Annotated in this window: 10 protein-coding genes and 1 pseudogene; 9 read left to right on the forward strand and 2 right to left on the reverse strand. The window is 38.6% G+C overall.

Features of this window, described 5'->3' with window-relative positions; genetic code table 11:
- Window positions 1–61: 61 nt before the first annotated feature.
- The 4 genes and pseudogenes from QSJ37_RS10650 (at window position 62) to QSJ37_RS10660 (ending at window position 3944) form a co-directional block, all read left to right on the forward strand.
- Entirely contained in the window at window positions 62–847 is a 786-nt protein-coding gene (locus tag QSJ37_RS10650) for a zinc ribbon domain-containing protein (RefSeq protein WP_285755129.1), read from the forward strand.
- A gap of 103 nt (window positions 848–950) precedes the next feature.
- Window positions 951–1019: pseudogene (locus QSJ37_RS17960) on the forward strand (zinc-ribbon domain-containing protein); the annotation flags it as partial.
- 66 nt (window positions 1020–1085) lie between these two features.
- Window positions 1086–2453 (forward strand): zinc ribbon domain-containing protein, encoded by a 1368-nt coding sequence (locus QSJ37_RS10655; RefSeq protein ID WP_285755130.1) that lies wholly within the window; start codon window positions 1086–1088, stop codon window positions 2451–2453.
- Window positions 2454–2540: 87 nt separating this feature from the next.
- Window positions 2541–3944 carry a ligand-binding sensor domain-containing protein gene (locus QSJ37_RS10660; protein ID WP_285755131.1) on the forward strand — a complete coding sequence of 468 codons (1404 nt, stop codon included), beginning with the start codon at window positions 2541–2543 and terminating at the stop codon, window positions 3942–3944.
- 292 nt (window positions 3945–4236) lie between these two features.
- Here the strand turns inward: QSJ37_RS10660 and QSJ37_RS10665 are convergent, their stop codons facing one another.
- Entirely contained in the window at window positions 4237–5421 is a 1185-nt protein-coding gene (locus QSJ37_RS10665) for an efflux RND transporter periplasmic adaptor subunit (RefSeq protein ID WP_285755132.1), read from the reverse strand.
- Window positions 5422–5449: 28 nt separating this feature from the next.
- Entirely contained in the window at window positions 5450–6100 is a 651-nt protein-coding gene (locus QSJ37_RS10670; protein ID WP_285755133.1) for a hypothetical protein, read from the reverse strand.
- Window positions 6101–6422: 322 nt separating this feature from the next.
- On the opposite strand from QSJ37_RS10670, the gene QSJ37_RS18095 reads away from it, so the two are divergent.
- The 5 genes from QSJ37_RS18095 to QSJ37_RS10695 all read left to right on the forward strand — a co-directional run bounded on the left by QSJ37_RS18095 (window position 6423) and on the right by QSJ37_RS10695 (window position 12746).
- A complete protein-coding gene (locus tag QSJ37_RS18095; RefSeq protein ID WP_483313599.1) occupies window positions 6423–7283 on the forward strand; it encodes an alpha-amylase in 861 nt (286 codons plus the stop codon).
- A 282-nt stretch (window positions 7284–7565) separates the two neighbouring features.
- The gene (locus QSJ37_RS10680) at window positions 7566–9005 is read left to right on the forward strand and encodes a hypothetical protein (RefSeq protein ID WP_285755135.1); all 1440 of its coding nucleotides are present in this window, start codon (window positions 7566–7568) and stop codon (window positions 9003–9005) included.
- A 361-nt stretch (window positions 9006–9366) separates the two neighbouring features.
- Window positions 9367–10611 (forward strand): CAP domain-containing protein, encoded by a 1245-nt coding sequence (locus QSJ37_RS10685; RefSeq protein WP_285755137.1) that lies wholly within the window; start codon window positions 9367–9369, stop codon window positions 10609–10611.
- Window positions 10612–10880: 269 nt separating this feature from the next.
- Window positions 10881–11810, forward strand: coding sequence for a DUF3298 and DUF4163 domain-containing protein (locus QSJ37_RS10690; protein ID WP_285755139.1), 930 nt, complete (start codon window positions 10881–10883; stop codon window positions 11808–11810).
- Between the two features lie 627 nt (window positions 11811–12437).
- Window positions 12438–12746 (forward strand): hypothetical protein, encoded by a 309-nt coding sequence (locus QSJ37_RS10695; RefSeq protein WP_483313609.1) that lies wholly within the window; start codon window positions 12438–12440, stop codon window positions 12744–12746.
- Window positions 12747–13092 lie beyond the last annotated feature (346 nt).

Below are 13092 nucleotides of genomic sequence, written 5' to 3' on the forward strand. Positions count from 1 at the left end.
TAAATTCCTTATTAACCTAAAACAAACTCTATAGGAAGAAATTTCAAGAGGAGGAGAATGTGTGATGATCTGTCCATCTTGCAGTCACGTCAATGATGGGGGGAATTTTTGTGAAAACTGCGGGACGAAATTATCAATAACGTCAGAGATCGCCGCTGCAACGGAGCGGGCTGGCGATGCACAGTCTTCCACCGCATCGATATCTGCTGCGTCTTCTGTACATTTGGACAATGCTAAAAAGATATCAAAAATGTACTGGGGGTATTTTACAACCGTTTTAAGGAAACCATTTTCGCAGTCGCGCCGTGTTGGAAAAGAACAATTTGTGAACGGGCTCATTACTATTGTTCTTTACACATTGTTTATCCCTTTAATGATTTTCTTTGGCCTTAAAGACTATACAGGATATATTGGGAGCCCGTTTCTGAATATTGTGGTAAAACCATTCTTTGCTTACTTCGTTTTTATTATGCTTATAGCGACTTTCACGTTTTTGGCTGTTAAGTTTGGGAAAGTTCAGGTAAGCTACCAAGATGTTATTGCTAGATTTGGAACTTTTCTTATTCCATTCGTCGGACTATTTGCTTTAGCGCTTGTGATGGCATTATTGCAGATGAAATTATTTTTATTATTGTTATTTCTCGGTTTTATCGCTTCTATTTTTACAGTTCCCGCTTTTGTCATTGGAAGCTTTAAAGATGGAATTCATGAGGGGTTAGACGCTGTATACGGTACAGTGCTAACGTATGTGGCGACTTTTATCGTTTTAGGAATGATGGCAAAAGCGTTATTTGCAGTGGTGATGCATATGATTCAAGAGTATATTTCCTCCTTCTTCTTCTTTTAATTTGATGCTGGCGAAGGGATATCGGTCTTGTTTAGGCAATCAGTATCAATCGTGGGAAAAACTGTACTATGCTTGCTAAAAATGATAACGGGAGGAAATCAGCATGTTGATTTGTAGACAATGTGGCAGTACTCTTTCCGAGAAGGCGCGCTTTTGCAAGGAATGCGGGGCGCCTGTTGACGAGGGAAAGCAGGATGTATCCTTAAATCCAGTAAACCAATCAGCCCCTCGAGCTCCCATGTCAAAGCAAAAAAAGAGAATGTTTGCTATAGCGGGAATCGCTTTAGTCATTTTGCTTGCTGCCTATAAAACTGGAGAAGCATTAACATCTAAAGAACGATTAATCAAACGATTTGAAACAGCGCTGGTAAAAAAAGACGACGAGGCTGTGGCTGAGCTTTTAACCTCTAACGATCCAAAATTGAAAATTAACAAGAAATCCATAAAGGGATTTATGAAATATTTAGATAAACATCCTGAAGAAGTGAGCGAGATTATTGAAACGTTAAAAGCGCAATCAAAAATAATAGATGAGTCCGAAAATCAAGGAATAACAGCAAAAGGATATGAAGATGATGGTTACATAGAGGGATTGGTTAATCTTGAGAAAGACGGAAAATTCCTCTTTTATGATAAGTATGAATTAAACATCAATCCTGTATATGTAACTATTTCAACAAACTATAAAGATACAAAGCTATATATGGACGGTAAAGAAATTGGAAAGGCGGATCGACCTAATTATGAAAAAACATTTGGCCCTTATTTGCCAGGGATATATACTCTCAAAGCGGAATTAAAGACAGATTTTATCGATTTGCAGGAAAGGGAAGAAGTTTCCCTAGTCGGGGTTGGGAACAAGACCGATGTAAATCTTGATTTAGACGGACAAGAAGTGACGGTGGACTTTAGATTGGAAGAAGGACAGGATATAGCAGCAAGATTATTGATTAATGGAAAAGACACAGGCGTTAATCCGTTTAAGGAGTCATCTTTTGGACCGATTTTGACGGATGGGTCTATGAATTTATCTGTTGAGGCCCAATTGCCATGGGGAAAAGTAAAAACAAAGGAAATTCCAATTGATAGCGACTATGTAGAGGTAGATTTGGCAAGTGATGAAAATTTCCAAAAAGGTATTATGGAACTTATTGTGAAACATATTAAGGAGATGTTGACGGCCTATACGTCTGGAGATGTAAATAAATTAACAACAGCAACACAGAACTACAAGGAAATGCTTCAGGAGAGCATTGATATGGATAAAGAAGAAGGCAATTTTTATAAAGTAAAATATTTAGCAACAGCATTTGATTTAGATTCTTTTCATCTTGAAGAAGAAGACGGAAACTGGGTGCTGTACGTGGATATTCGTTCATCCTATTTAGAGGATACGTTTTACGAGGGAGAAACTCCGGAACTAGAGGAGGGCGAGCATGACAATGAGCTGAAGTTGGTATACGATAGCAATGCTAAAAGCTGGTTAGTAGATGATGTGTCAGAATCCTATGATTTTAGTGACGAGAATACGGTAGTAATAAAAGAAGAAAATCCGCCAGAGTACGTCACTTCATGGGCTACGGCTGTTCCAGCATCTGCTAATTAGGAGGAATAATGTGCTCCAATTCCCCAATACCCTATTGATGAATATCTTATCGATTTAGTTCTATTATCCAATAAAGGGGGATAACTAATGAGAAAAAGATTATCTCTTGTTGTGAAACTTTTATTGGTTTTTGCATTTCTTTTTTCTTTTACTTTCGTGACCAATCAAACTTCTACTGAAGCAGCGACAACCAATCAAGGTGTAACTAAAGTTATTTACAAAGGCGAAGATTGGAAAGGATACCATTACGATATCTATTTAAATCACGCTGATACACAAGCTTTAGTATACGGTTATAAAACTATAGGCAAAATCTTAAGTAAACTAAAAATACCGGGTCCATATAAAATAGCTTCAAAAATGGCTGGATTAGCTTTCAAATTTGAAGCACCAGCTATTAAAAAGGCGGACAAAGGTCACGGGGTTATTATTCCAGTAACTATTACACGTCTTTTAATTCCTTGGGTTGATATGTACAAAACTCAATATCCAGATTCAGATGCGCCGTCGAACTACAATCGTTATGAAGTGTACCAATACAGCAAAAAACTCAAAAGCTTCAAAAACTACAATGAAGCCATTGCGTATGCGAAATTGTGGGATCACAGCCGAGTCGTCGATGTCGCTTCGAATTCAGACGTCTGGTCGAACTACGACCGTTACGAAGTGTACCAGTACAGCAAAAAACTCAAAAGCTTCAAAAACTACAACGAAGCGGTCGCGTATGCGAAATTGTGGGATCACAGCCGTGTCGTCGATGTTGCTTTGAATGCAGACGTATGGTCAAATTACGACCGATACGAAGTGTACCAATACAGTAAAAAACTCAAAACCTTCAAGAACTACAATGAAGCGGTCGCGTATGCGAAATTGTGGGATCACAGCCGTGTCGTCGATGTTGCTTTGAATGCAGACGTATGGTCAAATTACGACCGATACGAAGTGTACCAATACAGTAAAAAACTCAAAACCTTCAAGAACTACAATGAAGCGGTCGCGTATGCGAAATTGTGGGATCACAGCCGTGTTGTCGATGTCGCTTCGAATTCAGACGTCTGGTCGAACTACGACCGTTACGAAGTGTACCAATACAATAACAAACTCAAAACATTTAAGGATTATAACGCAGCGGTAGGATATGCGAAGCTATGGGATCACAGCCGGGTTGTGGATGTGGCATCGAATGCGGATGTCTGGTCGAACTACGACCGTTACGAAGTGTACCAATACAATAACAAACTCAAAACATTTAAGGATTATAACGTAGCGGTGGGATATGCGAAGCTATGGGACCACAGCCGAGTGGTGGATGTAGCTTCAGGCGCAGATATCTGGTCGAACTACGACCGTTATGAAGTGTACCAGTACGATAAAAAGCTGAAAACCTTCAAAAATTATACAGAAGCGGTGAACTACGCGAAGTTATGGGACCATAGCCGGGTCGTGGATGTGGCGTCGAATACGGTTATCTGGTCGAATTATACTCCGTAAGAAGGATGTTGGTTTAATAAAAGAACGCGTTGCAAAACGCATAACGAAATTTTCAATTTGAACGGCGAGCAAGAATGATCTTAAGAAATGTCGAGATAGCATCGAGTCCATTATTATAAGGGTGCGTCACACTGCCATCGCTCGAGGTTTATCAAAATATATCGAAAAGCTCTGTGGAGAAAAGTTTCTGCAGGGCTTTTTCTCGTAATGATTCTTACTGTGAAGAAAGAAAAAACTGGTCTTTCCTGTATGCATTTAAGGAAAGACCAGTTTTTTCTTTAGAAAACCTTTATTAATAGAAGGAACGGAAAAATCCATCGAGGAAGTGTTTGGCGATGTCCCATTTGGATAATTTCTGTATCGTTTCTTTTCTTGGTTTTTCCACCTCAAGTGGAACGATGACGTCCATTCTGTGTTTCATCTGGTTCGTTGGATGGGACACAATATATTCGTTTTGGCGCAGACCTTGCTTGATTTCTTGTTTCTTTCCATGTGCGATTCCTGGTGTTACGTGCCGTTTTTCGAGTTTGCCGTGATGAATGACATAGACAAACGATTTCGTTTTTTCATGCCACACCGCTTCGGCAGGCACAGTAATCGCCCCGTTCTTTTCTTGTGTAACTACCGTGATGTTTACGTGATACCCGAAAGGAAGTTGTTTCGGTTGTTCGTTGAGTTGCACGGTAAACGGATATTCGCTTTTTTCTTGAAAGCTCGCTTCTTTGATTGGAAATTTGCCGATATCGGCAATCGTGCCAGTGAATGACTCATTTTTATTCGGAACGTGGACAGTCGCTGTCTGTCCGACGGCGAGTTTTCCGAGTGTTTCTTCTTTCGCTTTTCCTTGAACGACAGCGGAAGGGGAAGCGATGGTGATCAGCGGTTTGGACTGGTTGTAGCTGATTTCTTCCACCACGCCAGCCGTGTTGCTTTCCACGATCAGTTCGTCTTTTTTCTCCGTTAGTTCATTTTGTTGCTCCTCGTATTCCTTCATTTTCCATTCGAGCAGCGTTTTTTCCCGCTCCGCTTCTCTTACTTTTTCCTCCCAATGTATCTTCTCTATACTATCTTCTTTGGCAGAAGAGGACATGGTCGTATAATAATCGATATCTTTAGAAAGCTGCTCGATTTGCGCGTTTAATTGTTCTTTTTTTCGCGCGATTCGCTGAATCTCCCGGTCGACTTCCTCATCCGCGTAGCGTATAAGCGGTGTGCCGACTTGTACTTCTTGCCCCTTTGTGACAAGAATTTCATCGATGGTGCCGAGCTGCGGGTTATAGTAAACGAATTTTCGCTCTGTTGGCACGGTCATGCCGGTAGTATGAACGGTTTCTTTGATATTTGTTTTTTCTGGTTTTGTCCGTTCGTTCACATAGACCGATTTTGGAATTTTGCTATGTTCATGAAACAAGATGTAAAGGTTTACGCATATACACAACGCTATAACGATGAATATATATCGTTTCCATCGTTTCATCGGCATTCCTACCTTTCATTGCGATCCGCTAAATGGAAATTTTGTATATATTGCTGATAATAAAGCCAAAAAAGAGGTAGACAGCGATGACGATCATCGTGATACGTTGAACCGATTTTTCCGTCAAGGAGCGAAGAGCAATGATTTGTATCGATATTGCCCAGATGGAAAAGACAGAAACGGTTCGCAACAGCGCCCATATAAAGGCATGTTTCGTTATGTAAGGCCCCCACACACCAAGGGAAAATGGGGAAAAGAGATTCTTTACGCCGAAAAATAGCTGGAATGGAAAGAGAACGAGATCTTCGAGTAAGAAAATGAGCAAAATCGGCAGTTGAATCGTTAATAGTTTCACAAAGTCGATATCAAAAAGCAAATAAAAAATGATAGAGGAAATGAACAAAAATAATAGTGGAACGCATAGACCGCCCAAAGCATGGCCGAACGCGAATAAAAGCTGCAAGAAAGCAAATTGCTCGCCTGTGTATCGGTCGAGATGCTTTGTCAGTTCTTCCGTGCCAATCCCAAAATAAGCCCGCAGCAATGAAAGAACAACATTGAAAAATAATAGAAGAAGGACGACGATTGTGACATTTTTCACCCGTTCTGCTTCTCTAAGCTGGGCAAACGCGACTTTTGGATGAAAAATTTCTTTTAGCGGATTGCTTTTATACACCATAAATAAATCCCCCATATGTATCAATATAGGCATAAGCATATTTTAATACAAAGGTACAGAATCTGTCATCACACGAGGATTTCATTTTATTTTTACAAAGAGATGAATTTTGCGATGCGTGCCTGTCATGCCCTGGAATTATTGAACTCCGATTCTTCTCGGAGCAACGGACGGAAAAACTATTAAAAGGACATGGTTGATAACTTTGGGAAGTTTCTATGGCTTCTATTTCCTGTTGGAAATAGAGGCCATTTTTTATGTAAAGAAATAGGAATATGATTTTCTTCCTATGAATAACGTTGTTATCAAGGAGGGAGAAGAAATGAAAAAAGTTGTTGCTTTCCGTATTTTATCTTTGCTGGCTGCTTTCGCCGTATTGTTTACGGCCATGCCGTTTACCGAAAAAGCATTTGCAAGCGGATATGATAGCTACATGCCCGACCCAACAAAAATTTTGACGTATGCCTATTACGAGGGAATTAGTACTCAGGAATTTAGCCATGTGAAAGACGGTCTTTATATATGGAAAGGGATTTATTCCTATGGTGAAGAAGACGACCCGTTTACCAAATATTATCGAGAAGATGAACATGGGCTCGTATCGGGGAATTTCGATTACGGTTATTCTTTTACCCATCTCGTTTACCCGGTCAAGGTAGGAACAACTTGGTCTTATATCAATGACGAAGGGGAAAAAATCATTTGCACGATCACGTCATTAACCAAAACAGTGAAAACAAAAGCGGGGACATTTAAAAATGTCGTGGAAGTAAAAGAAAGCGATGGAAGATATCGCTACTATGCAAAACATGTCGGGTTGATAAAATCGGAAAATCCGTCTTTAGATTACGGCGATCCGGAATACGTAGAATTAGTTGCGATCAAGACGAATCCGAAAATGATCGTGATGTGGGGAAAAGAGGAATTGAAAAAAGGGCAAATAGGGAAAATTACCGTTCTTAAGCCGATTAACTTGTGGAAGCGGGATAAGGCGAATCGGCTGCACTTTGTAAGGGTGTTAAAACCAGGAGAGCAATATCGTGTATATACGTATGATCATCGCTACGGAGGTCAATACGGTCTAGGCGGCGGGTACTACGTCACGAAAATTCCTTCGCATGTCAAATATGAAACACCACCAAAACGATTGTTAGATAAGGTAAAAGCGTTGTATCCAAACTAATAAGCGTTTTATAGCTGAAGATATTAAAGAAGCAAAAAAAGCAGAGCGGCTCCTTTGGGTCGGGAGCTACTCTCTTCTTCTGTCAGGAATTTTTGCTAAATGGCGAAGTTGCATAACAGGAACAGTCTTATTCAGAAAAGGAGTTAATGTGAACTGTTAGATGAATGATAAAATAGAAGAATAAGGGTATATTAGAACTTTCTTCATAAAAATACTTGATGGTAATAAATAACTATATTAATATTTGAAATAGAAAATAAATGTATATGGAGGTAAATTGGTATGAAGAAATGGATTTCGGGGGTTATGACAGCTAGCTTATTGTTTTCTAGTGCCATATTTGCTGTGCCTTCTGTTGCGCACGGTGAAGGGTACGAAACAGAAGATAATGGCAACATGGCGAATGCTACACCAATTACGGTAAATGACACGTATAGAGGTATTTTAAGAGATGATAGTGACGTTGATTATTATAAGTTTTCTTTGAATCAACCGGGACTCGTGACATTTTCGCTTCCTAACAAATCGCAATCTGGGGGTAGAATCGAAATTAGCATTATTGACAAAAACGGCAATACTCAAGCTGATTTAGTTAATAATCCAACAAGCGCATACGATATGGTTGAAAATAGTGTTGGTTTAGCCGCTGGCGATTACTTTGTTAAGGTAAAAACATATGACTATTATGTAAAAAATGAACCATATTCGTTTACGCTTTCCTTTAAACCGGGAAATACATATGAACAAGAACCAAACGAGAACTTAGCTGAAGCTACTTTGGTTAACGTAAATAATGTGATTGAAGGAGTTATTGAGAGCGATTCTGATGATGATTATTATAAAATCATTTTGCCGAAGCCAGGAAAATTAACGTTTACAATGCCAAATGAGGGTACGAACAAAAAAATCAGCATTTTAACAAAAAATCATGGAGAATTGGCGTATTTTTATACCGATAATAAAAGTGCCTATGAGGCATTTACTGCTAGTGTCGGCTTACCAGCTGGGGAATTTTATATCAAAGTAGAGGATAATGATTGGAGAATAAGCAATTCTCCCTACCAAGTTGAACTTACTTTCAAAGAAGGGGACAATTATGAAAAAGAATTTAACGATAGCTTACGAACAGCGGATCCTATAAAATTAAATAGTGAGATTGAAGGATTCGTTAAAAATGAATATGACAAGGATTACTATAAAATTACGCTTCCGCAGCCTACAAAAGTAAAAGTGCTGTTAAGCAATACAGGATACAGCAAGTATGTCTCTATATATGATAAAGATAATAACAAATTAACATCATTCTCGACGGATCCAAGCACCGATTATGACGGATATTACACGGAAATCGGCTTAAATAAAGGAGAATACTATATTGTAGTAGAAGACAACGATTGGCATATATTCAACGACCAGTACACATTAACTGTCACCGCTCCAAAACCGAGCGTATGGTGGGGAAAAGTAAAATTAGTTAAAGGTCAGATTGGGAAAGTGACGGTATTAAAAGATACCTATCTATGGAAAATGGATGCCAAAGGAAAACTAACGTCTGTTCGCAAACTGAAAAAAGGAGAAGAACTTCGAGTATATAGTTATAAAAACGGCATGTATGGCGTCGGCGGCGGCTATTACGTGAAGAAAGATGCAGCGGTGAAATATGAAACTCCATCGAAGACAAAGTTAAAACAGTTGGAAGAGATTAATAAATATTATAATTAAGTGTGTCTGTCAAAATAAAAAAATGCATCAGAGTTTCTTGAGAAGCTCTTCAAGCTAATTAGCGAAACAATTATATCTGTGTGGTCTCTATTCCTGTTGGGAATAGAGGCCATTTTTTATGTAGAACGTGTTGCAAAAAAATAGTTTTTTGTTATCTCTTAACGAAAAGTATTTACAAAGGTAAAATTTTGATAGAGAGGAATAATAAGTTGTAGGTGTACATATGTTGTGTATGTCTGTAAGTTTTCTCATACTCTCGAATGAAATGTTATGGGATGAAATAATTATAAATTATAGATTGTTGGTATTTTTAAACATAATAGATTAGTAGAATAAACAGTTAAGAAAGGAAGCAGGATGGATGAGGATTATTCGGACATGGTTTGTGCTTATGTTGTTAGTCGTCAGCAGTTTCATTCCCCCATTTTCATTTTCTAAGGCAGCTGGGACAGAAAATTGCGCATCCTATATAGGAAATGAAAAAGTTTTGTGGGACGGAATGGAACTAAAGCCGGGGCAAATCGGGCGGTTAACGGTTGTGAAGAAGACGAGTTTAGTAAAGTTTAACGGCAGCACGCCCGTTGCAGTTCGGACATTATATCCAGGAAGTTTTTACCGCATTTATGCGTTTAAACCTGGTTATTTAGGTGTAGGCGGAGGGTACTATGTCAAAAGAGATGAAAATATAAAATATGAAACGCCATCAAAAACAAAATTAGCGATGGTTGCCTGCATTCAACAAGCAAAGCGAACGAATGCCGCTGTTTCCATGAATCGCTTAGCAATCGGCGATTCGAGGTCAAAGGTGGAAGCTATTTATGGAAAAGCAAAGCGGAAAACACGAAACGATTACGGATTATATTGGGAAGCGTATGACCGAGGAAACTATAAAGATTTTATCATGATCAGTTACCAAAATGAGCGCATTGCCGCGATGTATACGAATCAGCCGATTGTGAGCACAAAAACAGGAGTAGCACTTGGCGCTCCTAAGCAAGAAGTTAGGTCGAAATACGGTACACCGCTTGCCTATATTCAAAAAGGAAATGTCCAATATATGATTAAAAATGAAGAATACGATATGTATCTCATTGATGGGAATTATATTACATTTTTCTATGACAAACATAATAATAATCGTGTGACAGCGGTACAAATTGTGAAAAGAGAGCTGGAAGAAGGAAAGGAAGGGTTTTACGGAACGGCAAGCGGGGAGTTGCGCACCGCTTATGAATATCAAATTTTTGATTTAGTGAATGCCGTTCGTTCAAAAAATCATCTTCCGCTTTTATCGTGGGATGGAAAAGTTGCGGCCACAGCAAGAAAACATAGCGAAGATATGGCGAAAAACCGCTATTTCAGCCATACCAATTTACAAGGCTTGTCTCTATCCGACCGCATGGCGCGTGATGGCATTGCTTATCGCGTGGCTGGCGAGAACATCGCCTATGGACAATTTAACGCCATTTTTGTTCACGAAGCATGGATGAATTCGCTTGGTCACCGACAAAATGTGTTATATCCGGGTTATGAATGCTTAGGAGTGGGAGTGGCATTCAATTCCTCCGGACAGCCGTATTATACGCAAAATTTTTACACACCTTAGATCGGAATAGAAAAGGGCTTGTGTCTAAAAGATAGAAATCTAACATGGAAATAAAGGTAAAAATAATAATGAAATAGAAAAGGCTCTTATTCCATCTGTTAAAGGGGATTAAGAGCTTTTTTATATTTTCACATAAGGATTTTTTAGTGACGGTACTATCACTATCTTTTACTTTTATAAAAAATATTTACAATTATATGAAAAACAAGGTAGAATTTTCATGGTGCTATTACCGTCTGTTTATTTCATTTTTGTAGGGAGGAATATTCGTGAAAAAGTGGATTACAGCTGTAGTTGTTTGTTTTTTATTTATGTTCGGGAGTTCTTTTCATAGTGCAGCTTCAGCGAAAGTACTATGGGATGGAATGGAATTAAAGAAAGGACAGATTGGCAAAGCTACCATCATTAAGACGACAGAGCTCTACAAGCTGAATGGAACAACAAAAAAGGTCGTTCGCAAATTAAATCCGGGTGAGGTGTACCGCATCTATACGTTTCTACCGGGAAAACTCGGCCTTGGCGGCGGATATTTTATTGACCGGGACAATCGGGTCAAATATCAGACTCCATCGAAAGAAAAGCTTCAGGCATTAGGAGTAAAAATTATTAAACGCACCTATAAGGATACTTTTGATTACCCTCAAGTGACAGGATTAATCAGCAAATCTGCCCAAGATAAAATTAATGAAACACTTGCAAAGCACGTTCGTGCCTCTTATAACGCTTATGTGGAACTAGAACGAACGGAACAAGAACACCGTGAGCAATATAGTGGGGACTTTCCGGAATCTATGTTGGATTACGAATATGACATGTCCTATGAAGTGAAATATAATGAGAACAATCTGCTTAGCATTTTAATTTACGATTATATGTATACCGGCGGTGCGCACGGCATGTCTACGTTAACCGCGTATAATTTTAACGTCTTAACGGGTCAGCGTTTGTATTTAAGCGATGTGGCGAAAAGCCAGCCGGCTTTGAATAAGATTAAAAAATATGTGATTACCGATTTAACAAACCGGGCAAATCGCGGAGAGTCCATTTTTATAGAAGAGTTGTCTGATGTAGAGATTAACAATCAACGTCCATTCTATTTTATCCCGAATGGAATTGCCATTAAGTTTTATGAATATGAAGTGGCGCCTTATGCAGCGGGAATGCCGGAAGTGAAAGTTCCTTATTCAGTATTTAAATAAAGAATGAGAAGAGAATAGAGCAAACCCCTCAATAGATTGGTAAGATGCGTATATTTTAATAGAAACTATTGGAGGAAAAAGATGAGAAATAAAATAATGATTCAATTTTTATCTTTGCTGATGGTTTTTGTTTTATTATTTTCAGCACTTCCATTTACTCAAAAAGCTTCTGCGAGCGGATATGACAGCTATATGCCTAGCCCGACAAAAATTTTCACTTATATCTTTTATGAAGGGTCAAGCACTGAGGAGTTCAGTCATGTCCAAAATGGAATGTATATATGGAAAGGTATTTATTCATATGCTGAGGACGAATCTTTAACCGAATATTACAAAGAGGATGAAACAGGATTAGTATTCGGTATCTTCGAATATGACTATTCTTTCGTTCATCTTGTGTATCCAGTAAAGGTCGGAACAACATGGTATTATACAAATGACGAAGGGGAAACCATTACTTGTACAATTACTTCGGTAACGAAAACAGTGAAAACAAGAGCAGGAACGTTTAAGAATGTTGTGGAAGTCAAAGAAAGCGATGGAAGATACCGATATTACGCAAAAGGCGTCGGGTTAATCAAGTCTGTAAACCCTTCTTTGTTACCCGATGATGGTAATTATGTAGAATTGGTTTCTATCAAACCTAATCCAAAAATGGTAGTAAAGTGGGGAAAAGATGAGCTCAAAAAAGGGCAAATCGGCAGAATCACTGTATTAAAACCAATTAATTTATGGAAACGGGACAAGAATAATCGTCTCCAATTTGTCAGACAGTTAAAGCCGGGTGAGCAATATCGTGTATACACGTATGATAACCTATATGGCGGACAATATGGATTAGGCGGCGGATACTATGTAACGAAGATACCTACGCATGTGAAATATGAAACTCCTTCAAAAAAACTATTAGAACGGATAAAAATTTTATATCCATGATGAAGTATAGTGATTTATGGTTGAAATAATCTTAACCATCTTAAAGGATGGAGATTTTGTTTCGGCGGCTATTATGTCAAGAAAAGTTCGGCTATGAAATTTCGAAACGCTGTCAAAAGCGAAGTTAAAACAACTAGAAGAAATTAATAAATAATCAAACATGTAGAAGTGTGAAAGGAAGTGCTCGCCACTTCCTCTTACACTTCGTTTTTTATTGAATAAGTGTGTTGATTCATGTATTATTAGTTTCTTTCCACCTCCCTCCCAATTCCCGGCTCGTCATTGTTTTTGGGTAAATAGAAAAGTTTTCATGTAAATATGGAAACAATGTCCTTTTCAGGATAAT

Origin of the sequence: Parageobacillus sp. G301 (assembly GCF_030268025.1) — a bacterium.
GTDB classification, from domain to species: domain Bacteria; phylum Bacillota; class Bacilli; order Bacillales; family Anoxybacillaceae; genus Parageobacillus_B; species Parageobacillus_B toebii.